This window comes from Vreelandella titanicae BH1 (genome assembly GCF_000336575.1).
Classification (GTDB): Bacteria; Pseudomonadota; Gammaproteobacteria; order Pseudomonadales; family Halomonadaceae; genus Vreelandella; species Vreelandella titanicae.
Genome location: NZ_AOPO01000016.1, coordinates 14,406 through 38,532, shown reverse-complemented (window position 1 = coordinate 38,532; position 24,127 = coordinate 14,406). Strand labels below are relative to the sequence as shown.

Below are 24,127 nucleotides of genomic sequence, written 5' to 3'. Positions count from 1 at the left end.
CAGGATTCTTTGGCATGAAGCCCGATCTAAAAAGTGCCCAAAAGAGCATGCATGGCTTGTTACTCATGTCCGTAAAGGTTGGCATTCTGGTGCGCGTGGTCAATATGCTCAAACTCTAAGCTGGAATGGACAATGTTGAAGCGCGTTTTTAGTTGGCCTTTGATCTCTGTTTTAATCGCTTCCAGCCGCTGCCAGCCGGCCTCCGTCATAACCACATGGCAGTCAAGCGCGGCCATGTTCTCTTGCATCTGCCATAGATGTACATGATGAATATCCTGGACACCCTCAATGCTACGCACTGCTTCAATGACGCGTTGACCATCAATATCAGGGGGAGATCCCAGCATGAGTGTGCGGATGGGGCCACCAATCTCCGTGAAAGCGAGATAGAGAATATAAACCGCAATACCGATCGTAATGGCGGGGTCTATCCACCGCATGTCATACAGTAGAATCAACGAACCACCGATAATCACTGCGACGGACGCCAACGCATCTGAAAGGTTGTGTAAAAAGAGGGCACGTATATTAACGCTGCCTTTTTGCATCGACCAAGTAAGCAATGCTGTGAGTGCATCAACGACAAGCGCGACACCACCAATGATAACGATTATCCAACCCTGTATCTCAGGGGGATCAATCATGCGCATGGCGCCTTCGTAAATCAGGTAGACACCAACGAGAATGAGTGTGGTGTAGTTAATGAGGGCGGCTACTATCTCGATGCGACCATAGCCAAAGGTCATTTGTGCATCAGCGGGTCGTCTCGCGATTTTCCGGGCGGCAAAGGCAATAACGAGCGCCGCCATATCAGAAAAATTATGTAACGCATCAGCGATCAGCGAAAGGCTTCCCGCCATAATGCCACCGACGATTTGGACGACGGTTAATAGGCCATTTGCCCAAATGGAAATGCTGACACGCCGGTCACCAGAGGCAGGATCAATGTGGGGATGATCATGATGATGTCCCATATGTTAACCTCGCTAGAACTTTTTCATTTCAGCCACTATAAAACCTCTAGCTACTAAAGCTTCAACCCCTGAATGTCGTCAATTTATGCCCGACAAGGTGGTATGAGGCGAATAGCTCATGATGTATTGTGCCGCGAGACGTGGCTTATCCGCATGACATTCAAATGAGCGACGACCACGAAAGGGCATCGTGCTTATTGGGAGCAAGGTGAGGGCGTTTTTTAGTGCGGTATTCGGCCCACTTCAACCGGTAATTCGAAACCCAACATGAGTAGATTTCTTTATTTTGTCGAGGCACATCTTGTCTGGTTTGTCATCTTTGTTGCAGGGTTAGGCTTATTATTTCCGTCATCCGAAATGTTTCTTGAATCCTCCATTGGCCCACTACTGGCGCTGTTGATGTTTATCATCAGCTTGACGTTTGACGCGCATGCGGTACGCATCGTTTTTCGTAAGCCGTCCCGTCAATTATTAGCTCTAGGCTTAGTCTATGATCCGATGTCGATTGCGGGTTTTTTGACTGGCCGTCTGTTTTTTGGGAGTGGACCGCTAGCCGCGGGCCAGACTTACTTGGCACATTGCCCACGGATGTATCTTCACCCCTTCTTGTATTAATGGCCCGTGGTAACGTGGCGTTAGCTGCCGTCTTCAACGCGGTCAATACGGCGTTATGTCCTTTTATTGTTCCCTTCCTGTTTTTGTGGTTAACAGGTATTCAGTTAGACGTTCCGCTCTGCGCAATCATTCTTGAGCTCGTTTTGATTGTGTTTGTACCCACTGTCTTAGGGGTAAGTCTACGTACAGGCTTTACGGCATTATTTGCGCGTCATGATTCAGCTTATGCAGGACTGGGGTCGATCCTTTATCTCTTAATACTGCTGGCTGTTGTAGGCCCTAACGCAGAAACCATTCTTGGCTATGGTTGGTACGCGTTTGTTTGAGTCTTAATTTGATAGGTTACCTGGTGGGCATGAGCTCACGCTTATTAACGGATGACCGAAAAGAGATAATTACCTATCTTTTCACCGTCAGCAAAAAGGAATTTAGTATTGCCGCTGCGTTTGTAGCTGCCTCGGGCCTGCCATCAGAAATTGCTATCCCAGCTGCCTTTTTCACTGTAATCCAGATGATCACTTCACCTATTGCAGCGAAAATGCTCGCGCGGGGAAGAAATCCTAAATATTGGTAATATCGGTTTGTAGCGTAGCGGTGAGCGGTATAACCCAAATAATTAGACGTTATTATTCAGGCATCGCACATGTATATACGGGAAGTGAGTTGACAGAAGCAGCGGGAGCCGAAGGGATTGGAACATTAGTAATTTTATATTTTCTGACTTAGGGAATCGCTGCTCAATTCGGTGCTGAGCTCCTGTACCGCTCAGCGCAGTCAATTACGTGTCTCAGCGGTTGTACCTGACCAGCAGGCGGTTTATTTATCCCTGCCAGCCGGGTTATCCGGCTGACAGGGTTCAATCTATGAGACTTGTTTGGAATATGTTCGATTCTAATCAACAAGTATGGGTGCAAAACCACCGCCGGGTGTACGGAAATTCGTGGTCTGTCCCTGATATAACCTTGCCGCGGCCAACAGCAAATCACCGCGATAGGTATAGAGGCGCGCATCGACTTTCAGCTTACGCCGCTCACCGTCGACCAAGACCAGACGTTCGGATGGAGGCACGTAAGCCTGAGCGATATAGTCGCTTTCCAGAATCTGGGCAAAGGTGCCTTTAGTGAGTTTACTGCCTCGGTAAGCACCCTTGCTGCCATAACCGGCCACCGGTTTGAAAAACCACTGTCGGCGTTCTTGCCACAGTTCATCAGCATTGTTCGCTGTTACCTGCAGGGTTCGTGGTACACCTGTCTCCAGCAGTGCGGCGTTTTCCTCACTCAAGCCCCATGATACCAGCCTCGAAACATCCGACCATTCCGCCAAATTGCGCTTGTCCGCGTAGAGGGCGTGGGCAAGGGGATTGGGAGTTATAACGGCGCCTCCATCCAGCCAGGCCGAACGCAAGGCTGCGTGCTCGGGGCCTCTAGCGCGAAATCCACCAGGCGGTTGTATACCATGTCGACTTGTTTATCTTCGGCATACAACGCCCCTGTCTCATACCTGAGATCCGCAGGCGAGACGATCAGTGCTTCGATACCATTTTTTTGAAACAGCTGCTGGGCCAGCCTGAACTCGGGATACAGGTACTGTCCGGCAGGCTGGTCGTCGACGATCGCAATGCTTCGTGGACGGCCACTGTCACGCTGGGAGCGCCATTCGCTCTTGAACTGGGCGATCACCGCCGCATCGAAGTCCGATGCTCCGGGTACTCGCTGGGTGCCGCTGCAACAGCGCTGCTGAGCACGAACCAGCACGGCGTTCAGAAACGCGCCACCAGCGTTGGTATTGACTTCGATCAGGCGCGGCCCCTCCTCGCCCAGGTGAAAATCATAGCCCATAAAAGCACCCACAGGCCCCGGATTGATCTGGGCACTCCGCATTGCTTGGGAAAGAACCCTGCTACGGTAGCCCGGCAAAGCGATGGTTGTCTCAAGCGTACGGACGATGCCCAACATTTGATTCAAAGCTTCGCTAGGGACGAAAACAGCCGCATCCGAATAAATCTGGTGCTAGGCTGTGCTGGACAGCACTTCTTCCGCGCTCTCCCCCAACTGACTGGAGAGATTTTTCATCAGCGCTGACCGATCAAGCGTAGTACAGACACAATGCTGGTTCCGCTGTCTCGTCTCCGTTTGGGTCGAGGATTCTTCTGAGAGCATATTGATGTCCTGTGTGACTGTCGTGCCGAACTCAAGCAGACGAAGGGTGAAGTGCACCTAGCTCAGGTCGCTACGGGTAACTTCATCCCGAAAGTAGTGACACCGTCAGCAGATTGACAATGGAGCGAGTGATAGCCATCCCCAAGCCGACATTTAATGTGTTGCCCTCTCGTCTGGCCGTATCAATACGGTAAAAACGGTCGAACAATTTGTCGATGTGCTTGGGCGGGATCGTGGGCCCACGATTGCTTATCTTCAAACGCACCCACTGGCCAACCTGAGATAGCTCAACATCGATCGTGGTGTCTGCGTCGCCATAGCGAACCGCGTTGGACATGATGTTCGAAATCGCCCTGTGCAGCATAAGATTGTCGCCTCGCACCCGTGTTGCACCGTGGCGACGCATGATAAGCCTGATGCCTTTCTCGTCAGCGGCATATTCGTAATACTCCAGCACGCTCGAAGCTATCTCGGCCAGATCTTGAACGTCGAAGTCTGGAGTAATCATGCCATTGTCAGCTTTAGCCAGGAAAAGCATATCGTCAACCATGTCTGACATCCGGCGTAGCTCTTCAAGGGTAGAATAACGCCACTTCTACGAGGATTCCGCAGCTCGTGTGCGATATCAGCGGAAAAATTCGATAGCCTTAAAAGGACTGATCCAGTCGCACGAGCATGGCATTGAAGTTATCAACGAGCTTGTGCTACAAGGCTGGCACAGATGCAGCTGAGATACGCGTATCCAGACAATGTGCAGTGATCATGGCCGGTTGGATCGTTCCTCTCTCTCTACCCGCCCACCCTTCGAGCTTAGCAAGCTGGCCACATCCTCGGACAGGTTGTAGCGTGAGTACATAATCCGATCGCCTGCCATAATAGCGTCCGTAAAGCCAAACGAGTTGTCGACCAACCGTTTGATATCCGAGGCCATCCTCAGGTCGAAATCATCCCCCTTCGTGATGATCGCTCTCAAGGCAGAGACTCTGGCTTCAATCATTCGAGCGTCCTTTCTTTCGAAACGAAGTCAAGAAAAGTAGTCGAAGCTGACAGCCGCGAGCGTGAGGACAGCGGTCACGACTATTACAAAGAGAAGGGCCATCCGTCCTCTTAACGACAGCCTAATCATTTCCGGCATCTCATTACCACTAAAACGCGAGCAAACGCTCCAATGCTGGCAATGGTTAAATGTCTCGGGCTTAGCGTTTACAACAAAACAAATGCAACACATTAAAAGCAAAGAAGCACGATTACCGCCCTTACGTCCCGTCGCTATTGATGGTGCCACTCGTTACCGCATTACATTTAAAATATATCATCGCCATGACGATGAACGCTCAGTGAACGCCCTATGCCATCTTTATGCCGAAAATGGGTGTACAGAAACTGCTGAGAATGGCCTGTTGGCGTCTCGTGTACCTCAAGATGATCACTCAATAATTCAAACGAAGGGCCAAGTTGCTCGCTAAGCTGCGTAGCCGAGTAGCGCACCACGTCCAAACCGCTGCATCGTGTCGGCCCCTCTGGCCCGAAGGTTGCCATCACCACATGCCCACCGGGTACAAGGCTATAGCACAGCTGCCGTACGTACGCTGCGCGCTGGTTTGAGTCCAGCAAAAAGTGAAAAACCGCGCGATCATGCCAAAGATCATAACGACGGGCCTTCAGTATCACTTGCGTAATATCGCCAACACACCACGTTACGCGGCTGGAAGCTTTGCCTAAACGGCGCTTTGCGGCTTCAATGGCGCTTTCCGAAATATCCAAAACGGTAATATCGTCGTACCCAAGCGCCAGCAAATCATCTACTAGCGTTGCTTCACCGCAACCCACATCAATAATCCCCGCATGTGGGTCTGGAGTCGCTGCCTGGATATAATCAAGGGAGGCCTCTAAATGAGACCGAAACCAGCTCACTTGGTCAGTAGTATTGCGTTGATATACCGACTCCCAGTGGTGCTTTGAATTCATTGTATCGACCCGGCTTATTTCATAGCGTCATAAACGCCTTGTCTTCCTGATCAGTAAAGGAATACACGTCATAGGGCACTTCCTGAGGCCCTGGCATACCCGGTGTACCGATGGGCATACCTGCTAGGCCAATGCCGTCTACATCAGGCTGTTGCTCAAACAGCGCCTGTACGGCTTCCATCGGAACGTGGCCCTCGATCCAATACTCGCCGATTTCGATGGTATGGCACGATCCCAGACCATAGGGCACGCCTGCCTGCTGCTTGATATCACCCAGCTCGACGTCATCAATAATGGTGACGTCTACGCCCAGTTCTTCAAGGTGACGCGCATATTCGTCACAGCAGCCACACTGAGGATTTTTGTAGAGCGTGGCTTCGTCAGGCAGCGCGGCCTGAGCCGAGGCGGCTCCTAACAGCAAAACGCTAGATAATACCGTAGTGGTAAAACGTTTCATGAGCGGTCTCCCTGAGGTGTGTGACTAAACAAATATTTGGCCAGCGAGGCGAACCCCAGCCCCACCAACAGTAAAAAAGTTAGCGGCATTAACCAAGCAATCCAACCCATCGAGCTCATGAAAGCAAAACAATCTGCGTTCATCATGGCATCACTCCTGGTTTATGGCTTGAGTTAAGATGGCGCTGTTTAAGACACTGTGGCTTTCAGCCCAACCAATGGCAAAGATCATCTTGTGCTTAACCATGATATTTCCTCTCAACATGCTTCTGATCGAGATATTGCCTTATCCGATAAAAATGGAAGAAGGCAGAGTTAGCTTTTGTTATAAGCCTACAACCTATAGGTGGCCCAAAGGTAAAGAAGAAACTGACCTCAATAACTAAATGTTGTCACAGGTCATTTTTTCCGCCATTTTCAGCTCTGTTTCAGGTTGGCACGCTATAACAGCTACCCACTTCCATGACGAAAAGCGCGTCCAAATGCTGCTCAAATACCTCGCCGCCCAAAAAGCGAAAACCCCTGAAGCCAAAGAATTCCTGAAGGCTCAACCGAATTATTATTAACGCCTCCGCGATGAAGTAACAACATCCATTCAACCCAAAAAAATATAGGGTAAGCGGATTAAATGGTTGATCTTACCTTTGCATGAGAGTGAGACAGACCGGCATCTCATCGGATTATCTGGTTGATGCTTCACCTACTGCTGGTGCATGTTTCCTTCGCTAATTCCAGCAAGAACCCCACACGCCTCAACTTCCCGGTCATCGTTGCAACTCGCTCTCAGTGAAACGAGTTGTTTCTCAAGCGCTTGCAGAGCGGTTATCTGCGACCGCACATGAGAGATGTGATCATCGAGCAAGGCGTTGACGGCGGTACAAGGCTGATGAGGGTCGTCCTGATAGCTCTGTAGTTCGTGAATCTCAGCCAGTGACAGGCCCAGGATTCTGCAGCGACGGATGAAGGCCAGCCCCTCACCATGCTTCTCGGTATAGACACGGTAACCGTTGTCCTGCCGATCAGGCGGCGGCAACAAGCCCTGCTGTTCATAGAAGCGGATCGTCTGTGTTTCGACCCCTACCAACTGCGCCAACTGACCAATGCGCATCAGCCTCCTCCCCAACGGATTCTTTACTCTATTGACCTTATAGTAGCTTTATAGTTTTAAATGGTACCACAACATTGTTCAAGTGGAGTCGTATCATGAGCAAATCCTGTGGTGGCGCCTGTGGCGGTGATGCAACGTCCGCAGCGGATACCGATATACAGGCCTCCTCCGAGGCGCCAGGGAGATGGGTCAGTGTTTATGCCGTGCCGAAGATGGACTGTCCATCAGAAGAACGAATGATTCGCCTAGCCCTGAACGGCTTTGAGGAGATTCGGGCGCTGTCCTTCGACTTGTCGAACCGCCGGCTGAAGGTCGTGCATGACGGCGAGGTCGAGCCCGTCACCTCGAAACTGAAGACCTTGGGGCTAGGCGCCTCGCTTCAGGAAACCGTCGCTGCAAATCCGGAGACCATCAAGGCCGCCGAGTTTTCGGCAGCTTCTGCTAAGCAAGAATCCGGGACCCTGCGCTGGTTGCTCGGCATCAATGCACTTCTGTTCGTGGTGGAAATGACTGCCGGTCTGATCGCCCAGTCCACCGGCCTGATTGGAGAATCCCTGGACAATTTTGCCGATGCGGCGGTGTACGGGCTTGCCCTTTATGCGGTTGGACATAGCGTGAAAATGCAGGTACGTGCCGCGCATCTTGCTGGTGTACTGCAACTGATCTTGGCTGTGGGCGTGCTCGTAGAGGTGGTGAGACGCTTTGTATTCGGTAGTGAGCCTGAATCGCTGGTGATGATGGCTATCGCATTCGTCGCATTGATTGCCAATACCAGTTGTCTGCTGCTCATATCCAAACATCGGGAAGGCGGGGCGCACATGAAGGCAAGCTGGATATTCTCGGCCAACGACGTGGTGATCAACCTGGGGGTCATCACCGCCGGCGCCCTGGTCGCGTGGACCGGTTCCAATTATCCGGATCTGATTATCGGCACCATCGCGGGGGGCATTGTACTTAACGGTGCCAGACGCATTTTGGCGTTGAAAGGTTAAATAATGCTCATTATTGGCAAAAAGCTCTCGCCGTATGCCCTATTGTCCATATCGGGCCTGCTGGCAGCGTCTGATCAGGCTGTAAAGTGGCTGGTGCAGCAATCAATGGCCTATGGCGAGTATGTTTCGGTGACCCCGTTCTTTAACTGGGTGCACCTATGGAACACCGGTGCCGCATTCAGTCTTTTTGCGAATGGTGGAGGCTGGCAGCGCTACTTTTTTATCGGAATCGCGGTAGTGGTCTCGATTTTTCTGATCAAGCTGATCCTTGAAAATCGTCATAAAGGAGAAGCCATCGCTTACAGTCTTATCCTCGGTGGCGCCATGGGCAACCTGATTGACCGGGTCTTTCGCGGCTATGTTGTGGATTCCTTTGATTTCTATTGGCGAGACTGGCATTGGCCGGCCTTCAACCTGGCTGATATTGCAATTGTCCTCGGTGCCTTACTTTTCGTTTCCAGCAGCTTGTTGGGTAAAAAAGCAAACACCAATGCCGAGCCGGATGGATCTGACTGACACCTACGCCTATACAACACCATGACCGAACTTCCCGACAACATCCTTCACCTGCCGCAATACCAAGTACTGGGCTGCAAATCAACCGACGACGAAATGCACTTCCAGGTGGACGTGCCCGATCCCATCGCCTGCGAGGAATGCGGCGTGCAGGGTGAGTTCGTACGGTTCGGCAAGCGTGACGTTCCCTATCGTGATCTGCCCATCCACGGCAAGCGGGTCACTCTCTGGGTGGTCCGCCGCCGATACACCTGCCGGGCCTGCAAGACAACATTCAGGCCCCAGCTACCGGAGATGGTGGACGGATTCCGTATGACACTGCGGCTGCATGAGTACGTGGAGAAGGAATCCTTCAACCACCCCTACACCTTTGTGGCGGCACAGACCGGCCTGGACGAGAAGACGGTGCGCGACATCTTCAACGCCCGCGCCGAGTTCCTGGGGCGCTGGCACCGCTTCGAGACGCCCCGCATCCTGGGCATTGACGAGCTATACCTGAACAAGCGCTACCGCTGCATTCTGACCAACATTGAGGAGCGAACCCTGCTCGACCTGCTGGCCACCCGCCGCCAGGACGTGGTGACCAACTACCTGATGAAGCTGAAAGACCGGCAGAAGGTCGAGATCGTCAGCATGGACATGTGGAACCCCTACCGGGCAGCGGTCAAGGCTGTGCTGCCCCAGGCCCGTATCGTGGTCGATAAGTTCCATGTGGTGCGCATGGCCAACGATGCCCTAGAGAGAGTGCGCAAGGGCCTCAGAAAGGAGCTGAAACCGTCCCAGAGCCGGACTCTCAAGGGAGACCGGAAAATCCTGCTGAAACGCGCTCACGAAGTCTCAGACCGGGAGCGCCTCATCATGGAGACCTGGACAGGCGCGTTCCCGCAACTGCTGGCCGCCTACGAGCACAAGGAGCGCTTCTACGGCATCTGGGACGCCACCACACGGCTCCAGGCAGAAGCCGCCCTGGACGAGTGGATAGCCACCATCCCGAAGGGCCAAAAGGAAGTCTGGAGCGATCTGGTCAGGGCAGTGGGAAACTGGCGCGAAGAGACCATGACCTACTTCGAGACGGACATGCCCGTCACCAACGCTTACACGGAGTCCATCAACCGACTGGCCAAGGACAAGAACCGTGAAGGGCGCGGTTACTCCTTCGAGGTGATGCGGGCACGAATGCTCTACACCACGAAGCACAAGAAGAAGGCACCGACTGCGAAGGTCTCTCCTTTCTACAAGAAAACCATCGGTTACGGACTGCCGGACTTCGCAGAGGAACTCAACTACGGAGTCGATCTATCAACCATCTGAGGGTGGTATCAGATTGATGGGGTGAAGGTGCCCCATCAACCATTAAATCCGTATACCCAAAATATATAAGGATACGGTATGCAAAAAAAGACGAGTTCGCTCCCTATCATTCACGCTACCTTAGCAACGCTGTTGCTGTCGCTAGCAATCCCAGTGCTGGCCCATGAAGGGGGCGCAAGCACTTCGCCTAAGGATGGCGTCACCATTCAGGATTCCCCAGCAGAGATTGGCATCGAGTTTGGTGGCATGATGCGCATCACCCAGTTTGAAGTGACAGGCCCAGACGGCCCCGTTCCTCTTGATGGTCAGCCAGGCAGTGAACAGGTCGAACGCTACGTCGTAAAGCCCGGTGAAATTCTTTCGGCTGGGGGCTACCAGGTGCACTGGCGCGGCCTATCGGATGACGGACACATGATGTCCGACGGTTTTAACTTCTCGGTCGAGCCCTGACCCGTGGCTTGGTGGTTCTCCGTAAATAGCCTCGACGTCTGGACCGTCGCGATGATTCTCGTGGCGGCCGGGGTTTACCTCAGTGCCCTAGTCGCGACGGGAGCCGTGTTGTTTCGTCTAGCGTTTCCCCAACTCCCTGAACATGACCGGAGGCACGTCGCCCGCATGGGTGTCCTTGCTGTCTGGGCCGGGATTATCCTGATTCTGTTCCAGTGGCCTTTAGAAGCTGGTTACCTTGGGGGCGGCAATATAGCGGCTGCAACCAACCCAATGCTACTCGGGATCGTGTTCGAGGGTGCGTCCGGGACCCGGCTGATACTGGTGGTAACTGGCTTGCTGTTGGTCCAGGCGATTCAGCTCAATAACTTAGCACTCTCAAAAACAGCCAATAGCTTGAGCCTAGTGGGCGTGTTACTGGTGATGCTGGCGTTCGTGCAGGTGGGACATACGGTGAACACCCCACGCCTCGTTCTGGCTGGCTTGCTGATCATTCACTTGATGGCGGCGGCGTTCTGGGTAGCCTCGCTGTGGCCGCTGTTCCACTTAGTGGGGCAACATTACAACCACGGCAATACCGCCCGCATTCTGACCCGTTTCGGGCAACTCGCCATGGGCGGAGTTGGCGTGTTGGTACTGGCGGGCGTCACTTTGGCCACGCTGCTAACAGGCGGTCTCACACCCCTGCTCACCACGGCATATGGACAGTTCTTGATCGGCAAAGTATTGATTGTCGCGGTGCTGCTGTTATTTGCTGCCGCGAACAAGTGGCGGCTTGTACCTGCCTTTGAGAGCGGCGACGCAACAGCCCCACGACGTTTGCAGCGCAGTATTGCGCTGGAGGTGGTGCTGGTCGTGGTTATCCTGCTGATTACGGCGGTGCTGACAAGGGTGACATCACCGAATGGGTGACCAACAGGGCAACCACCTTGTAGAGCCGATCCAGAGATCGAACATTAACGGTCGCCTTCTTGTGGGCCGTACACTGAGGTTTAGGCGGATGCTGCCATAGGCATTGCACCAAAAAGACGAAAAGTCATTGCTGCAGCGTTGACACTAATCAGTGGGGGCAGGATCAATCATCATGTTAGAAATGCTTTTGTGCAGCAGGTCATATTATTACTTTAGGTTCAGGCTCGTTTCAGGTTAACACCGTATAAATAAGCAGTGACAACAACCCTTTTGAGGTAAATGACCATGCGCAACACCATTTTAACAACTCCTTTGCTTGCTCTTTCACTAAGCCTAGTAACAAGCGCGGCATGGGCTGCGCCCGGCCATGGCGGCGGTGACAGTGGCCTGACCGACGCTGACGTTGACCGCACGATCACTCTTGATGCTGGCGATATGTGGTTCGACCCTGAAACGCTAGAAATGGCGGCGGGTGAAATTGTTAAATTTGAAATCACCAACACCGGCAATTTAGAACATGAGTTTGTGATTGGTAGCAAAGAAGCCCAAGAAGAACATCGTCAAATGATGCTAAACATGGCCAACGGCGGAGGCCACGATATGTCGAATATGTCACACGGCGGCGGTCACGATATGGCCAGCATGGACATGGCAGGTGTCACCATTGCGCCTGGTGAAACCGGGACTTTATTATGGAGTGTCCCTGACAATGTTAACGAGCTAGAGTATGCCTGTAACATTCCTGGTCATTATGAATCCGGCATGTACGGTAATTTTTCTCTCTAATCTGACGCAGACCCATGAAACTGTTGCTACTCGAAGATGATGATTTGTTAGCAGAAAGCTTGGCAGAGAGTCTCAAGGACAACGGTTACCTGGTTGATTTGGCCGCTTCATTGAAAGCGGCCAAGTCGCTGATGGCAACCGAGGATTATGAGCTGGCTATTTTAGATGTCGGTTTGCCCGATGGGTCGGGGTTAGATCTTCTCGCTCATTGGCGCAAGCAGAAGCGCAGTACGCCTATTTTGATTTTGACGGCGCGCGATACCTGGGAAGATAAAGTTATCGGACTTGAAACCGGAGCCGATGACTATCTCACCAAGCCTTTCCACGAAGCCGAACTTATGGCTCGCCTGAAGGCCTTGTTGCGTAGGCAGTCTGGTCAGTTATCTCATGTGATTACGCTTAACGGTGTCTCGTTGGATGAGGCGGGTCAACGCGTGTGCTTAGAAGGAGAAACGTGGCGTTCGCTAACAGCAACGGAGTTTCGATTACTGCGCTACTTAATGCTTCATCCAGACCGTATTCACTCGAAAGATCAGCTACTAGAGCAGCTCTACGCCTTGGATCAGGACGCTGCCGCACCTAACTTGGTGGAAGTCTACATCGCTCGTCTGCGCCGTTATCTCGGTAAATCAGTCATTCAAACGCGACGTGGTCAGGGGTATTTCTTTGCTTCACATTGATAGACGCAGTTTACGCATTCGGCTACTCGCATGGTTAGGCGGCGTCGCGCTACTGGTGGTGGTCACCACGTGGCTATTGCACGGGATCTTTTTACAGAGCCTGGCAAGGGATTTTTTAGGTGAACGCTTACAACGTGAAGCAAACCACGCGGTCGCGCAGCTAGAGCAAGACCAAACGGCTGTACCGACTGCGCTCGACTCGGTTAGCCAAGGCTATCAAGTCTTTCATCATCTCTACGTACTCCGTTTCAATGGCTCGGTCAGCGCTTCTGACCCGCAATGGCAGCAACAGCTGGCTCCGTTGCTAGATGAGAGCGGCGATGCCCTAATAGATGTGAATCGCGGAACACAGCACATGCTCGTCTATCGCCGCCATTTTGAGTGGCAGGGCACGCAGGGTGTGCTATTGGTGGGCGAGGATTTTTCCCAAGTAGAATCAGGGCTTGCAACTTTACACTGGTGGGTCGGTGGGATCGCCGCCGTGCTTTTAGGGATGCTCATCATACTCAACATGCTAGCGGTTAACCGTGGACTCATACCACTCTGGCAACTGCGCCAACAACTTGAAGCATTGCGATCAGGCAAACGTGATCGCTTGTCATTAGTAGCCCCTTCGGAGCTAGATGAATTAGTCGACCAGTTGAACTGGTTCATGGACGACATTGATCTTCGTCTGAAGCGCTCGCGAGAATCGGTCGCCAACCTATCACACGCATTAAAAACACCGCTGGCAGCCGTTACTCAAGTACTGCGTGGCAACCGGCCTATTGATGACAACCGGCGCCATAAACTACTCAGCCGTATTGAAGACATTAACGCCCAGTTGGAAGCGGAGCTGCGTCGTTCACGTATTGCAGGCCCTAATGCGGGACGAATGGCCAACGTTACTCGTGATAGCTTACGGCTGATTGAGATGTTCCGTAGCCTCTATCCTGAGCGTATGTTCAACCTCGCCCACTCGGCAGGCGAGAAAGACCAAGTGCCTATTGAGGCTCACGACTTTTCTGAAATATTAGGCATCGTGCTCGATAACGCTGGCAAATGGTCGAATAGGTGCGTTAATTGCGATATTGCCGTCTCCGCAACCACACTCACGCTCACCATTGATGATGACGGCCTCGGCGTTGCAGAAGAGGATCTTTCGCGCTTGGGAGAGCGTGGCACACGACTGGATGAACGCCGTCCCGGCTACGGCTTAGGCCTGTCGATTCTTGCGCAGCTAATTGCCCGCTACTCAGGGCACTCGTATTTTGAGCGCAGTCCACTGGGTGGACTGCGCGTTACGATTATCCTGCCTCTAGCGGGTGAAGTAGCTAATTAATCATTATTCAGCTTTGTTTCAGGTTCTTCCATCAAGATGGTGTCATTCATCATTGATGGGAGTTACACATGGCACGCTCAAGCATTATTTCTCACCCGCTTTCTCGCCGGCAAGTCCTAAAAGGCGGTGCTGCCTTAGGGTTAGGTTCCGCTGCCGCAATGGGGCTAACTCCCGCCTGGGCAAACCCCTGGGGCCGTACGAATGTCTATGCACAGGGCGTCGAAGAAGGGCCCGAGATATCACTGGCTATCCGCCGTGAATCCATTCCGATTGACGGACAAGAAGCCCACCCTATTAGCATTAACGGTACTAGCCCTGGCCCACTGATTCGTCTGAAAGAAGGTCAAGACGCCGTACTGCGTGTTACCAACCTGCTGGATGAGTCCACGTCGATCCATTGGCATGGCCTCATCTTGCCACCGGAGATGGACGGTGTGCCTGGGGTCAGTTTTGCAGGCATAGCACCTGGTGAAACCTTCACCTACCGTTTTCCTGTCCGCCAGAACGGTACCTACTGGTACCACAGCCACTCCGGCTTGCAGGAACAGCTCGGCCACGCCGGGCCGTTGATAATTGACGCCGCCGAGCGCGAACCCATCCGCTATGACCGTGAGCATGTGCTACTGCTCACCGACTGGACCTTTGAAGACCCCATGTCGGTATTTCGTAATCTGAAAACCATGGAAGGCTATTACAACTTCCAAGAGCGCACGATTGCTGATTTTTTCGCCGATGTTCGCGAAAAGGGTTTCTCACAAACCGCCGAGATGCGCGGTATGTGGGCCAAAATGCGCATGAGTTCTCGGGATATTGCCGATGTGACCGGCAGTACTTATACCTACCTGCTTAACGGTCACTCCCCCCAAGAAAACTGGAATGCGCTGTTCAAGGCTGGTGAGCGGGTACGACTACGCGTGATTAACGGGTCGGCGATGTCATACTTTGATGTACGTATACCTGGTTTGAAGATGACCATCGTTGCTGCCGATGGCCAGCCAGTGCAACCCGTGCCTGTTGATGAGTTCCGTATTGGCGTGGCGGAAACGTACGATGTGCTTGTTTCACCAGAAGATGATCGAGCCTATACCATCTTCGCCGAAGCCATGGATCGGAGTGGCTACGCTCGCGCCACGCTAGCCCCGCGTGAAGGCATGCAGGCGGAGATTCCCAAGCGCCGCCAAATTGCCGACCGCGGCATGGAAGCCATGGGCGCTCATGGCATGGGTGACATGGAAGGCATGGATCATTCAGGCATGTCGAATATGGAAGGTATGGATCACTCCAATATGCCGGGAATGAGCGGTGACGATGCTGGTATGGAAGGCATGGATCACTCTAATATGGAGGGGATGGATCACTCCAACATGGAGGGCATGGATCATTCTAATATGGGCGGCATGTCGGGCGAGCAGGCGAAAGTCGGCGAAAACGGCATTCTCATTGCCGGTGAAGCCCAGCCCGGCTCTCGCTACGACCAGGCGGGCATAGGCATCGACCCCAACGAACGTCGAGTACTCGTCTACCGCGATCTTAAAGCCTTCACGCCATGGCCTGACCGCCGCGAACCAGGCCGTGAGCTTGAGCTGCACCTGACCGGCAACATGGAACGTTACATGTGGTCGTTCGACGGCAAGAAGTTTAGCGAAGTGACCGGCCCAATCCATTTTGTGAAAGATGAGCGGCTGCGCCTAATCCTGATCAACGACACCATGATGGAGCATCCTATCCACCTCCACGGTATGTGGATGGAGCTGGAAAACGGTCAGGGCGAGCTAATTCCGCGCAAACACACCCTGAACGTTAAGCCCGGCGAGCGGGTTTCGGCGCTGATTACGGCAGATGCTGAAGGCAGTTGGGCGTTCCATTGCCACCTGCTTTATCACATGGATGCCGGAATGTTCCGCGTTGTTCAGGTTTCTTAAGGAGGCAGTATGAAAACTAAGCTTTATTTTACTGGCATTAGCTTAGCGTTTGTCATGACCACCGCTGCCCATGCGGAAGACGGTTACGACGCGCCGAAGGATTGGCCAGCGCCCACGATGGAACACAATATGGGTATGGCGCTCTTTGATCGTCTTGAATATAGCGTACCCGATAACGGCGATGAGGCCGTCGTGTGGGACTTTCAAGGTTGGTATGGCGGTGATATCAACCGTGTTTACCTGAAGTCAGAGGGCGAGAATGTCCAAGGCGACGGTGAAGATGCTGAGTTTGAATCCCTGGAACTACTCTATAGTCGCCTAGTGGCTGATTTTTGGGAGTTACAGGGGGGTATCGGTTACCAAGGCGGTGTGTTCTCCGATGATCACGCCGAACGCACCTATGGGGTTGTCGGCCTACAAGGTGTGATGCCCTACGGCATTGAAACCGACGTTGCTATGCAAGTGAGTGAAGATGGCGAGGTGGCCGCTAGTTTTGAGGGCGAGTACGATCTGCGCCTGACACAGCGGCTCTACCTACAGCCGCGCACCGAAATTGCCGTAGCTGTCAGCGAAGTTGAGGAGTTTGGTGTGGGTGAGGGCCTTAACTCAGTGCGTGTCGGCATGCGCCTGGGCTACGAAGTGACCAGACGCTTTGCGCCTTACGTGGGCGCTTACTGGGTAAAAGAGTATGGCGATACCGCTGACCTATCTCGTGCTGGTGGGAATAATACCGAAGATACCGGCGTGGTGGCAGGTGTCAGGTTAATGTTTTAAATCGTTAAGCACTCTATAACTTGCGCCACCGGAAGGTGGCGTTTTTTTTGCTAAAAAACCACTAAATTCAGCTTCAATTCATACTCTAAGGTTATTATTAAATTGTAAATAACCAACGGAGTAAACCACCATGAAAATTAAAGCAATTGTTTTTAGTGCAGTAGTAGCAAGTATCTTCTCTACACCTGTATTAGCGAGCTTAGGCAATACAACACAGGATCTTCCCTTACTAGAAAGAGGCGTATCTTCTACACAGATGCTTGCTCAGGGGCAATCGAAGCGTTTCAATATTAACATTGAACAAGCGACTACACTGAAAGTAGCGAGTGAGCACTTCCCAGGTTTTACCAGCACTGGCAACCGCATTTCAGCTGTGCTTTATGACGAAACTGGAAAACAAGTAGCAGAAGCGTCCAGTCCACGGGGTCACTTTGAACTTGTTCGTCAGCTGCAACCGGGCAGTTATCAGCTTGAGGTGACAGGTAGCTCAATGGGGGGCACTAAGGAAAATAGCAATAACAGTTATGAACTACATGTCGCTTACTAAGCGACACTAGTAATTATAGCTAATTCAAAAGGGGTTCGCAAGCGAGCCCCTTTTAGATATTAAAAAAAGCAAACACCAACATTTGAAAGCCTCAGTTAATGTATATAACCCCCTAGAAAATGACGCCCAGCCGAAGCGCTCGCCCCGGCTGGCTTGAAGCTTAGCTGGCCATTGCGGCACATTCTTCAGCGCAGCGATGACAAGCTTGAGCACACTCTTGGCAGTGAGGTGCATCATGTTTTGCACACTCATCACCACATTTCTTACAAATGTCGGCACATAGACGGCAGATCTCGTGTGCAAACTCACTTTCTTGTGCCATAAATGAGGCAGCTAACCGACAAATTTGAGCACATTGCATGTTAAGGCGAATACATTCCGCCATCATTTTTACGTTGTCTTCTTTTAGACACTCAGTTGAACACTTGTCGCAATAAGCAGCGCATATGTGACAAGCTTCAATGCAGTTTTCGTATTTTTTGAAGTCCATCTCGGTTCTCCATTTATTAAATCAAATTTTATTTACCATAGTTCTTGCTTGGCATAATAAAGCTAGAACAACCTAAAAGATAAATCAAGGAAAGGTAACCTGGTAACTAATCAAAAAATATAAAAATAAACCAGGTAGCTGTGCGTTACTTGCCGTAATTTTTATTATTCAGCTAGGATTCAGGAAGGCCTACTATAATAAATTTTTTGTCAAAAAAACACTGAAACGTTCGCTGCGCTTGTAAGTTACCTCGCCACGAGATCCTAATTAAAATTAATTAGGTGAAAGAACTAAATTAACAGTGAAAGAAATTAAGTTCTAAGCATTATAAAAATAATCTCCTTTTAGGAGACTAGCTCAGCCTAATAAGCTTCTTAAGGAGTCAGTATGAAAAGTAATCTCTACTTCTCTGACGGCCTGGCTACCCCAGGGTCGCCAGGGAGGGGAAAAGGTCGACCATGAGACTGGAAAGCCGTGTCATGGTACCCGAGACGATGGCGATGCCCATCAGGATCACAATCGTGCCCGCCACGGGGCGAGCATAGGCACTCCACCTTCCCAGGCTTTGCCGATGCAGAGCGAATCGGTTAATCAGTAAAGTGCTGGCAAGAAAAGGTAGCGCCAGTCCTGCCGAGTAGGCACTGAGATAAATCATTCCAGCCTGGGCACTAGCAGCATTGGACGTGGCCATCAAAATGGCGCCCAGTATAGGGCCGATACAGGGGGTCCAACCGATGGCAAAAGAGACCCCGAACACTGTCGCCGACAGCGGGGAGCCACCCTGGACGTTGGGTGTGAACTGAAAGGTACGCTGGAATAGCGGCAATCGGAACACGCCGGTCATAAAGAGGCCCAGCACGATCACCGCCGCGCCGGCAACCCAGTTGAATTCTTGGCGATACCCTCGCATCAGTTGCCCGATACTACTGGCACCGAGCCCGAGTAGGATGAACACGATGCTGAAGCCGAAGACGAAGAAGGCACTGAGGGTCAATGCCTCTAACCGCCTGTCGGCTTTACCGGCACTACCGCCTGTGACCACCGACAGGTAGGCCGGTAACAGGGGCAGCGTGCAGGGCGAGAAGAAGGAGATCAATCCGCCGATAAAGGCGCCGACCAAGCCGATGGAAGAGAGAGATTCCAATGTGTTATCGCAACTTAAGTTATGGAGACGGCCAACAAGGGTATTGATACCAATCCCATGGTGCTACCTCCTATCATATCCATTTTAGCGCCGTAAGAATTTTAAGGCTTACAGCTGCTTTAAGGTCAACCTTTATTGACAAATTATTTGTCTCCTATCGAATTGCAAATATTACACATCAAGCTTGACCTTAAAGTTGACTTCAAAGTTATGGTGGCTACTCAATGAATGACATGAGGACATTTCCATGGCGCTACAACTGGGCGAGACAGCACCAAACTTCACGATCGAATCCACGCAAGGCACGGTCAACTTTCACCAATGGCTTGACGACAGCTGGGCGGTGCTGTTCTCGCACCCCGCTGATTTTACGCCAGTATGCACCACAGAACTGGGCGCGTTTGCCAAGCGAAAGAACGAATTCACCCAGCGGGGTGCCAAACTGGTTGGGGTTTCGGTGGATCCCCTCAGCTCTCACCACGACTGGGCGGGGGATATTGAACAGACTCAGGGCACGGCCCTGAACTACCCCTTGCTGGCTGACGAAGATCAGGTGGTAGCGAAGCTTTATGGAATGATCCATCCCAAAGCCGACCCCAAACTGACGGTGCGTACGGTCTTCATCATCGATTCTGACAAGAAAATTCGTCTCACTTTGACGTATCCACCCAGCACAGGACGTAATGTCGACGAGATACTGCGGGTTCTCGATTCGCTTCAGCTAACTGACAAGCACAAAGTGGCCACCCCCGTTGACTGGCAAAATGGTGACGATGTCATCATCTCGCCATCGCTATCGAATGATGACGCTAGGCAACACTTTCCCGAAGGCTGGAACACCAAGACGCCCTACCTTAGGGTCGTGCGCCAACCGGAGCAATAGGAGCCCCGACCGGTAGATTCGTTGAGTCAGGCTGCCAGAAGCTTGGATTAATAATGTCGTGAGGTAACGCTATGCAAACACTAAGTATCGGCGAGCTTGCCGAACGAAGCGGGGTCGCTAGCCAGGCGATTCGATTCTACGAAAAAGAGAGACTTATGCCTCCTCCGAGGAGGACCGATGCCAACTATCGGCGTTACCCACTGGAAGCTGTGGATCGGTTGCAGTTTATCGTCCATGCCAAGCAGTGGGGCTTCACGCTACAAGAGATTCGGGAGCTGTTAATGCTTCAGGATGCTAATGGCGACCGGGCGCAAGCTAAACGCATCGCCAGCGAGAAGCTGCACAAGGTGCGAGAGCAGATCAAACATCTCACGCGGATTGAAGCCGTATTATCGAAAACATTGAGTGAGTGTGCAGGCGAAGGGCCTATGCAGGAAGGCTGCCCGATTGTTGAAGCTATCGCTGAGCAGACTGAATGATCGGGCATTTTCTCGATAGCGAACATGGGAATCAAGTTTGCCTACCGGGTCGTCGATAAATTAACAGGGAGATCGTCATTATGGCGCAATACGTCGATATCGAGATTCGTGGTATGTCCTGTGCTTCCTGTGTTGGGCGTGTGGAGCGCGCACTCAGCCAGCAGCCAGGCGTGATCAACGCTCAAGTGAACCTCGCCGCACAGAAGGCGGCTATCCAGGTCGAAGCAGGTACCGCGACCACTAGCCTACTCAACGCCATTGAAACGGCGGGCTATCAGCCGGTGGTGGAAAGTCTCGACATTCCCATCACCGGCATGAGTTGCGGATCGTGTGTCTCTCGGATAGAGCGAACGCTAACGAAGCTGCCCGGCATGGTGGAAGTAAGTGTTAACCTCGCCACCCAAAAAGCCTTCGTTCGTTTCCTGCCGGGAGCCGTTTCGTTACCGCGTATTCAGCATGCCATCCGCGAAGCAGGCTATGAACCACAGGATACCGATACGCCGCCATCAACGGACAGCGAGGACCGGGAGAGAGCCGAGCTTCGCCGCCGAGTCGTGCTCGCGGCAATATTTACGATTCCGGTAGTTATCATCGCCATGGGGAAAATGATTCCCGCCTTTGACACGCTTTTGACGAGTCTAATGCCGCATCGCGGCTGGATGGGCGTCGAGTGGTTATTGGCCACACCGGTGCAGTTCTATGCTGGTGCACGCTTCTATCGCGTCGGCTTCGCCGAACTCCGGCATTTTAATCCGGGCATGAACAGCCTCGTTATGATCGGATCGAGCGCTGCCTATTTCTATTCGGTCGCCGCCCTGCTGGTGCCCGGACTCTTTCCCGTCGGAACCGCCGTGAGCTATTTCGAAGCGGCGGCGGTGATCGTGACGTTAATTCTGCTCGGTCGCTATTTTGAACACATTGCCAAGGGCCGCACCTCCGAAGCTATCAAGAAGCTTCTGCAATTACAGGCGAAAACTGCCCGCGTCATCCGTGAGGATGAAACCGTCGAGCTGCCTATCGACGCCGTCGTCACGGGCGATCGTATTTTGGTTCGCCCAGGGGAGCGTGTTCCAGTCGATGGCATTGTTGAGGAGGGTCACTCCTACGTTGATGAGTCGATGATCAGCGGTGAGCCAGTGCCGGTCGTCAAACAGAGGGATTCCGAAGTCGTCGGTGGCACCATCAACAAGAACGGTGCACTTACCTTCCGGGCCACGCGAGTCGGTGCCGACACCGTGCTGTCGCAGATCGTCAAGATGGTGGAAACGGCCCAGGCGGAGAAGCCCCCAATTCAGCAATTAGCCGACAAGGTTGCCGGTGTGTTTGTACCCGTGGTCATCGCTATCGCCGCGATTACCTTTGCACTCTGGTTCGCTTTCGGACCGTCGCCGTCTTTGTCCTTTGCCTTCGTCACTACCGTTAGTGTACTGCTAATTGCCTGCCCCTGTGCGATGGGCCTGGCTACCCCAACGGCCATCATGGTCAGTACCGGGAAAGGGGCCGAGATGGGAGTGCTATTTCGCAAAGGGGCGGCGCTTGAGACGCTGGCCAAGATGAATACGGTGGTGCTGGACAAGACCGGCACTTTGACCCAGGGGCGCCCCGAACTGACCGACTTCGAAGCAATTAACGGTCATGAAAACGACGTGCTGCGACTGGTCGCGGCAGTGGAAGCTCAAAGCGAGCACCCCATCGCCGAAGCTATTGTACAGGGCGCCAAGGCCCGTGGGCTGGAATTACCCTCGGTCAGTCGCTTTAGTGCCGAGCCTGGCTACGGCATTGAAGCCGAGGTCGACGGCCACTTGGTACATGTGGGAGCTGATCGTTACATGCATCGGCTGGAAATCGAGCTCGGCCAGGCAGAAACACGCGCCAAGGTGTTTGCCGAGAACGCCAAGAGCCCGCTCTATGCCGCGGTAGACGGTCAGCTTGCTGCAGTCATCGCGGTGGCGGATCCCCTCAAGGAGGGCTCTGCCGAGGCTATCACAGCACTCAAAGCGCAAGGGTTGGAGGTGGCCATGCTCACCGGCGATAACCGTGCCACTGCCGATGCTATCGCCCGACAGGTTGGCATCCAGCAGGTTCTCGCTGAGGTGCTGCCCGACCAGAAAGCGGCAGAGATCCGGCGTCTCCAGGCGGAGGGCAAGCGTGTCGCTTTTGTGGGGGACGGGATCAACGATGCACCCGCTTTGGCCCAGGCCGACGTGGGCATTGCGATCGGTACTGGCACCGATATCGCCATCGAGTCCGGCGATGTGGTGCTGATGAGTGGCGATTTGCGAGGCATCGTCAATGCCACGGCGCTCTCCAAGCGTACCCACCGGACCATTATCAGCAATTTCGTCTGGGCCTATGGCTACAACGTAGCGCTAATCCCCGTGGCGGCGGGCATGCTCTATCCGTTCATCGGCGTATTGCTCAGCCCCATGCTGGCGGCGGCGGCCATGAGCGTTTCCAGTGTCTTTGTGCTGACTAACTCGTTGCGGCTACGCCGTTTCACGCCAGATACCGGCAATGCCACACCACGTCCAAACGATGCTGTTCATCGCGCCTAAACCAAACACCGTAGTGTTAAAGAGGAATTCAAAATGATGGGAAGTGAAAGCTGCATGTGGGGTATGGCGGGGATGGGCCTAATAGCTATCTTGTTGATTATTGCACTGGGGCTTGGTGTTGCTGCGCTTATCAAGCACCTGTTTTTTAATAAGAAACGCCAAGGCTAGCAAGTAAATGTGATCGACCTAATCCCTTGTAAAAAACAGTAATTGATAAAGAGAGCATCCATGAGGCATATCCTACATTTCACTTATTACCTAGCTGCTGCAGGTCTGTTAGGTCTTATTGCGTTGCCTGCGTTGGCGCAGGAAGCAGGAACCGATGCCAATGAGAGTTATCAGGCCAGCAGCGTCATCGACACTGGGCCTCCCTTGCCCGAGACGATTACCGTATTGGTGGATCAAGGGTTCACATTCCATGGCACCTTCGAAGCGCCTGACGATCTCCAAGGCTATGCCTTGTCTTACGATAATGAGCCTATGGCGGCTTATATCTCCTTCTCTTCCGACTATGCCGTCATTGGTACGTTAATCGACCCTCAGGGTAATGCCGTCATGGAAAGCCAGCTTCAGGCTCTGGTGCTGGAACCCATGCGGGAAGCTACCTGGAGTGCGTTTGAAAACACACGTTTTATCTCGGAGGGGAATGATGATGCATCACATGTTGTGTACACACTAACAGACCCCAACTGCCCTTACTGCAACGCACTCTGGAAGAATTCACGTCCGCTAATCGAGCAAGGCGTGCTACAGCTTCGCCACGTGCTGGTTGGTGTGCTATCAGAGGACAGCCTTCGCAAAGCTGCTGCAATCCTTGAATTCCACGATCCGGTTAGCGCTCTCGAAACTCATGAATTGGAATTTCGCAATGGCGGCATAAGGCCGGTGGAGCCGTCGGAGGAGAGCCAAGCGCTTCTCAGAAAGCATGCCCAGATCATGCGTGAGGCCGGCGCTACGGGGACGCCGACCAGCTACTACCGTGATGAAGCCGGGAAAGTGCAGCGTATCAGTGGTGCAGTGTCGACCGACCAGCTTCGCGAAATCTTAGGTGTTGAATGATACACCATAACGGTACAGGGCTGAGATGA

29 protein-coding genes are annotated in these 24,127 nt (G+C 52.7%); 19 read left to right on the top strand and 10 right to left on the bottom strand.

Translation table 11 applies throughout. From position 1 onward, the window contains the following. Positions 1-59: 59 nt before the first annotated feature. Positions 60-974 carry a cation diffusion facilitator family transporter gene (locus HALTITAN_RS20685; RefSeq protein ID WP_009288256.1) on the bottom strand — a complete coding sequence of 305 codons (915 nt, stop codon included), beginning with the start codon at positions 972-974 and terminating at the stop codon, positions 60-62. 267 nt (positions 975-1,241) lie between these two features. Here HALTITAN_RS20685 and HALTITAN_RS26135 point away from each other — a divergent pair, with 267 nt between their 5' ends. From HALTITAN_RS26135 to HALTITAN_RS26125, 3 genes are read left to right on the top strand one after another with little or no spacing between them, the layout of a single operon-like run. Further along, positions 1,242-1,589, top strand: a complete 348-nt coding sequence (locus tag HALTITAN_RS26135) for a hypothetical protein (protein WP_223828026.1) — start codon at positions 1,242-1,244, stop codon at positions 1,587-1,589. Further along, the gene (locus tag HALTITAN_RS26130) at positions 1,589-1,915 is read left to right on the top strand and encodes a bile acid:sodium symporter (RefSeq protein WP_236614980.1); all 327 of its coding nucleotides are present in this window, start codon (positions 1,589-1,591) and stop codon (positions 1,913-1,915) included. Before HALTITAN_RS26135 ends, HALTITAN_RS26130 begins: the two co-directional genes overlap by 1 nt. 29 nt (positions 1,916-1,944) lie before the next feature. After that, complete coding sequence (locus HALTITAN_RS26125; RefSeq protein ID WP_223828028.1) at positions 1,945-2,163, top strand: hypothetical protein; 219 nt, start codon at positions 1,945-1,947, stop codon at positions 2,161-2,163. 317 nt (positions 2,164-2,480) lie between these two features. On the opposite strand, the gene HALTITAN_RS26120 is transcribed toward HALTITAN_RS26125, so the two are convergent. The 7 genes from HALTITAN_RS26120 to cadR form a co-directional block, all read right to left on the bottom strand. Continuing rightward, positions 2,481-2,870: a hypothetical protein gene (locus HALTITAN_RS26120; RefSeq protein WP_223828029.1), complete on the bottom strand. Its 390-nt coding sequence runs from the start codon at positions 2,868-2,870 to the stop codon at positions 2,481-2,483. Between the two features lie 86 nt (positions 2,871-2,956). After that, positions 2,957-3,469, bottom strand: coding sequence for a hypothetical protein (locus tag HALTITAN_RS26115; RefSeq protein ID WP_236614979.1), 513 nt, complete (start codon positions 3,467-3,469; stop codon positions 2,957-2,959). Positions 3,470-3,830: 361 nt separating this feature from the next. Next, positions 3,831-4,298 (bottom strand): ATP-binding protein, encoded by a 468-nt coding sequence (locus HALTITAN_RS25865; RefSeq protein WP_201764706.1) that lies wholly within the window; start codon positions 4,296-4,298, stop codon positions 3,831-3,833. A 210-nt stretch (positions 4,299-4,508) separates the two neighbouring features. Further along, complete coding sequence (locus HALTITAN_RS25860) at positions 4,509-4,745, bottom strand: hypothetical protein (RefSeq protein ID WP_051052165.1); 237 nt, start codon at positions 4,743-4,745, stop codon at positions 4,509-4,511. Between the two features lie 305 nt (positions 4,746-5,050). Next, positions 5,051-5,716, bottom strand: a complete 666-nt coding sequence (locus HALTITAN_RS20665) for a class I SAM-dependent methyltransferase (RefSeq protein WP_009288254.1) — start codon at positions 5,714-5,716, stop codon at positions 5,051-5,053. Positions 5,717-5,735: 19 nt separating this feature from the next. After that, a complete protein-coding gene (locus tag HALTITAN_RS20660; RefSeq protein WP_009288253.1) occupies positions 5,736-6,173 on the bottom strand; it encodes a DUF411 domain-containing protein in 438 nt (145 codons plus the stop codon). Positions 6,174-6,872: 699 nt separating this feature from the next. Further along, the gene (gene cadR, locus HALTITAN_RS20645; RefSeq protein ID WP_004364961.1) at positions 6,873-7,280 is read right to left on the bottom strand and encodes a Cd(II)/Pb(II)-responsive transcriptional regulator; all 408 of its coding nucleotides are present in this window, start codon (positions 7,278-7,280) and stop codon (positions 6,873-6,875) included. A 95-nt stretch (positions 7,281-7,375) separates the two neighbouring features. Between cadR and HALTITAN_RS20640 the strand changes: the two genes are divergently transcribed. The 11 genes from HALTITAN_RS20640 (at position 7,376) to HALTITAN_RS20590 (ending at position 17,488) form a co-directional block, all read left to right on the top strand. Continuing rightward, the gene (locus HALTITAN_RS20640; RefSeq protein ID WP_004574643.1) at positions 7,376-8,272 is read left to right on the top strand and encodes a cation efflux transmembrane domain-containing protein; all 897 of its coding nucleotides are present in this window, start codon (positions 7,376-7,378) and stop codon (positions 8,270-8,272) included. Between the two features lie 3 nt (positions 8,273-8,275). Then, positions 8,276-8,788 carry a signal peptidase II gene (gene lspA, locus HALTITAN_RS20635; protein WP_004863699.1) on the top strand — a complete coding sequence of 171 codons (513 nt, stop codon included), beginning with the start codon at positions 8,276-8,278 and terminating at the stop codon, positions 8,786-8,788. Positions 8,789-8,809: 21 nt separating this feature from the next. Beyond that, complete coding sequence (locus HALTITAN_RS20630) at positions 8,810-10,099, top strand: ISL3-like element ISPpu12 family transposase (protein ID WP_004574636.1); 1,290 nt, start codon at positions 8,810-8,812, stop codon at positions 10,097-10,099. Between the two features lie 78 nt (positions 10,100-10,177). Beyond that, positions 10,178-10,549 carry a copper resistance CopC family protein gene (locus HALTITAN_RS20625; protein ID WP_039860318.1) on the top strand — a complete coding sequence of 124 codons (372 nt, stop codon included), beginning with the start codon at positions 10,178-10,180 and terminating at the stop codon, positions 10,547-10,549. 51 nt (positions 10,550-10,600) lie between these two features. Continuing rightward, positions 10,601-11,458 carry a copper resistance D family protein gene (locus HALTITAN_RS20620; protein WP_236614978.1) on the top strand — a complete coding sequence of 286 codons (858 nt, stop codon included), beginning with the start codon at positions 10,601-10,603 and terminating at the stop codon, positions 11,456-11,458. 285 nt (positions 11,459-11,743) lie between these two features. Then, a complete protein-coding gene (locus tag HALTITAN_RS20615) occupies positions 11,744-12,244 on the top strand; it encodes a cupredoxin domain-containing protein (RefSeq protein WP_016915529.1) in 501 nt (166 codons plus the stop codon). Between the two features lie 14 nt (positions 12,245-12,258). After that, a complete protein-coding gene (locus tag HALTITAN_RS20610) occupies positions 12,259-12,924 on the top strand; it encodes a response regulator transcription factor (protein WP_009288249.1) in 666 nt (221 codons plus the stop codon). Then, positions 12,911-14,245 carry a sensor histidine kinase gene (locus tag HALTITAN_RS20605; RefSeq protein WP_152419292.1) on the top strand — a complete coding sequence of 445 codons (1,335 nt, stop codon included), beginning with the start codon at positions 12,911-12,913 and terminating at the stop codon, positions 14,243-14,245. Before HALTITAN_RS20610 ends, HALTITAN_RS20605 begins: the two co-directional genes overlap by 14 nt. A 68-nt stretch (positions 14,246-14,313) precedes the next feature. Beyond that, complete coding sequence (locus HALTITAN_RS20600; RefSeq protein ID WP_009288247.1) at positions 14,314-16,167, top strand: copper resistance system multicopper oxidase; 1,854 nt, start codon at positions 14,314-14,316, stop codon at positions 16,165-16,167. 9 nt (positions 16,168-16,176) lie between these two features. After that, the gene (locus HALTITAN_RS20595; protein ID WP_009288246.1) at positions 16,177-16,941 is read left to right on the top strand and encodes a copper resistance protein B; all 765 of its coding nucleotides are present in this window, start codon (positions 16,177-16,179) and stop codon (positions 16,939-16,941) included. A 130-nt stretch (positions 16,942-17,071) separates the two neighbouring features. After that, the gene (locus HALTITAN_RS20590; protein WP_009288245.1) at positions 17,072-17,488 is read left to right on the top strand and encodes a hypothetical protein; all 417 of its coding nucleotides are present in this window, start codon (positions 17,072-17,074) and stop codon (positions 17,486-17,488) included. 160 nt (positions 17,489-17,648) lie between these two features. Here the strand turns inward: HALTITAN_RS20590 and HALTITAN_RS26460 are convergent, their stop codons facing one another. Both HALTITAN_RS26460 and HALTITAN_RS20580 read right to left on the bottom strand, forming a co-directional pair. Continuing rightward, positions 17,649-17,978 (bottom strand): four-helix bundle copper-binding protein, encoded by a 330-nt coding sequence (locus tag HALTITAN_RS26460; RefSeq protein ID WP_083868867.1) that lies wholly within the window; start codon positions 17,976-17,978, stop codon positions 17,649-17,651. A 421-nt stretch (positions 17,979-18,399) separates the two neighbouring features. Then, positions 18,400-19,122, bottom strand: coding sequence for a cytochrome c biogenesis CcdA family protein (locus tag HALTITAN_RS20580; protein WP_009288244.1), 723 nt, complete (start codon positions 19,120-19,122; stop codon positions 18,400-18,402). Between the two features lie 247 nt (positions 19,123-19,369). Here HALTITAN_RS20580 and HALTITAN_RS20575 point away from each other — a divergent pair, with 247 nt between their 5' ends. The 5 genes from HALTITAN_RS20575 (at position 19,370) to dsbG (ending at position 24,098) form a co-directional block, all read left to right on the top strand. Further along, positions 19,370-20,005 (top strand): peroxiredoxin, encoded by a 636-nt coding sequence (locus HALTITAN_RS20575; RefSeq protein ID WP_008958491.1) that lies wholly within the window; start codon positions 19,370-19,372, stop codon positions 20,003-20,005. A 71-nt stretch (positions 20,006-20,076) separates the two neighbouring features. Beyond that, entirely contained in the window at positions 20,077-20,484 is a 408-nt protein-coding gene (locus HALTITAN_RS20570; protein ID WP_022522192.1) for a heavy metal-responsive transcriptional regulator, read from the top strand. Positions 20,485-20,564: 80 nt separating this feature from the next. Beyond that, complete coding sequence (locus tag HALTITAN_RS20565; RefSeq protein ID WP_009288243.1) at positions 20,565-23,039, top strand: heavy metal translocating P-type ATPase; 2,475 nt, start codon at positions 20,565-20,567, stop codon at positions 23,037-23,039. Positions 23,040-23,072: 33 nt separating this feature from the next. Further along, positions 23,073-23,207, top strand: coding sequence for a hypothetical protein (locus HALTITAN_RS26245; protein WP_085947164.1), 135 nt, complete (start codon positions 23,073-23,075; stop codon positions 23,205-23,207). Between the two features lie 60 nt (positions 23,208-23,267). Then, positions 23,268-24,098 carry a thiol:disulfide interchange protein DsbG gene (gene dsbG / locus HALTITAN_RS20560; protein ID WP_051052162.1) on the top strand — a complete coding sequence of 277 codons (831 nt, stop codon included), beginning with the start codon at positions 23,268-23,270 and terminating at the stop codon, positions 24,096-24,098. Positions 24,099-24,127 lie beyond the last annotated feature (29 nt).

Coding starts and splice junctions, on each gene's coding strand:
- HALTITAN_RS20615 (WP_016915529.1), top strand. CDS start 11,744: ATGCGCAACACCATTTTAACAACTCCTTTGCTTGCTCTTTCACTAAGC.
- HALTITAN_RS20570 (WP_022522192.1), top strand. CDS start 20,077: ATGCAAACACTAAGTATCGGCGAGCTTGCCGAACGAAGCGGGGTCGCT.
- HALTITAN_RS20575 (WP_008958491.1), top strand. CDS start 19,370: ATGGCGCTACAACTGGGCGAGACAGCACCAAACTTCACGATCGAATCC.
- HALTITAN_RS20595 (WP_009288246.1), top strand. CDS start 16,177: ATGAAAACTAAGCTTTATTTTACTGGCATTAGCTTAGCGTTTGTCATG.
- HALTITAN_RS26130 (WP_236614980.1), top strand. CDS start 1,589: ATGGCCCGTGGTAACGTGGCGTTAGCTGCCGTCTTCAACGCGGTCAAT.
- lspA (WP_004863699.1), top strand. CDS start 8,276: ATGCTCATTATTGGCAAAAAGCTCTCGCCGTATGCCCTATTGTCCATA.
- HALTITAN_RS25860 (WP_051052165.1), bottom strand. CDS start 4,745: ATGATTGAAGCCAGAGTCTCTGCCTTGAGAGCGATCATCACGAAGGGG.
- HALTITAN_RS26245 (WP_085947164.1), top strand. CDS start 23,073: ATGATGGGAAGTGAAAGCTGCATGTGGGGTATGGCGGGGATGGGCCTA.
- HALTITAN_RS20565 (WP_009288243.1), top strand. CDS start 20,565: ATGGCGCAATACGTCGATATCGAGATTCGTGGTATGTCCTGTGCTTCC.
- HALTITAN_RS26460 (WP_083868867.1), bottom strand. CDS start 17,978: ATGGACTTCAAAAAATACGAAAACTGCATTGAAGCTTGTCACATATGC.
- HALTITAN_RS20665 (WP_009288254.1), bottom strand. CDS start 5,716: ATGAATTCAAAGCACCACTGGGAGTCGGTATATCAACGCAATACTACT.
- HALTITAN_RS26125 (WP_223828028.1), top strand. CDS start 1,945: ATGAGCTCACGCTTATTAACGGATGACCGAAAAGAGATAATTACCTAT.
- cadR (WP_004364961.1), bottom strand. CDS start 7,280: ATGCGCATTGGTCAGTTGGCGCAGTTGGTAGGGGTCGAAACACAGACG.
- HALTITAN_RS20685 (WP_009288256.1), bottom strand. CDS start 974: ATGGGACATCATCATGATCATCCCCACATTGATCCTGCCTCTGGTGAC.
- HALTITAN_RS20640 (WP_004574643.1), top strand. CDS start 7,376: ATGAGCAAATCCTGTGGTGGCGCCTGTGGCGGTGATGCAACGTCCGCA.
- HALTITAN_RS20590 (WP_009288245.1), top strand. CDS start 17,072: ATGAAAATTAAAGCAATTGTTTTTAGTGCAGTAGTAGCAAGTATCTTC.
- HALTITAN_RS20620 (WP_236614978.1), top strand. CDS start 10,601: ATGATTCTCGTGGCGGCCGGGGTTTACCTCAGTGCCCTAGTCGCGACG.
- HALTITAN_RS20630 (WP_004574636.1), top strand. CDS start 8,810: ATGACCGAACTTCCCGACAACATCCTTCACCTGCCGCAATACCAAGTA.
- HALTITAN_RS20625 (WP_039860318.1), top strand. CDS start 10,178: ATGCAAAAAAAGACGAGTTCGCTCCCTATCATTCACGCTACCTTAGCA.
- HALTITAN_RS20660 (WP_009288253.1), bottom strand. CDS start 6,173: ATGAAACGTTTTACCACTACGGTATTATCTAGCGTTTTGCTGTTAGGA.
- dsbG (WP_051052162.1), top strand. CDS start 23,268: ATGAGGCATATCCTACATTTCACTTATTACCTAGCTGCTGCAGGTCTG.
- HALTITAN_RS25865 (WP_201764706.1), bottom strand. CDS start 4,298: ATGGTTGACGATATGCTTTTCCTGGCTAAAGCTGACAATGGCATGATT.
- HALTITAN_RS26115 (WP_236614979.1), bottom strand. CDS start 3,469: ATGCGGAGTGCCCAGATCAATCCGGGGCCTGTGGGTGCTTTTATGGGC.
- HALTITAN_RS20600 (WP_009288247.1), top strand. CDS start 14,314: ATGGCACGCTCAAGCATTATTTCTCACCCGCTTTCTCGCCGGCAAGTC.
- HALTITAN_RS26135 (WP_223828026.1), top strand. CDS start 1,242: ATGAGTAGATTTCTTTATTTTGTCGAGGCACATCTTGTCTGGTTTGTC.
- HALTITAN_RS20610 (WP_009288249.1), top strand. CDS start 12,259: ATGAAACTGTTGCTACTCGAAGATGATGATTTGTTAGCAGAAAGCTTG.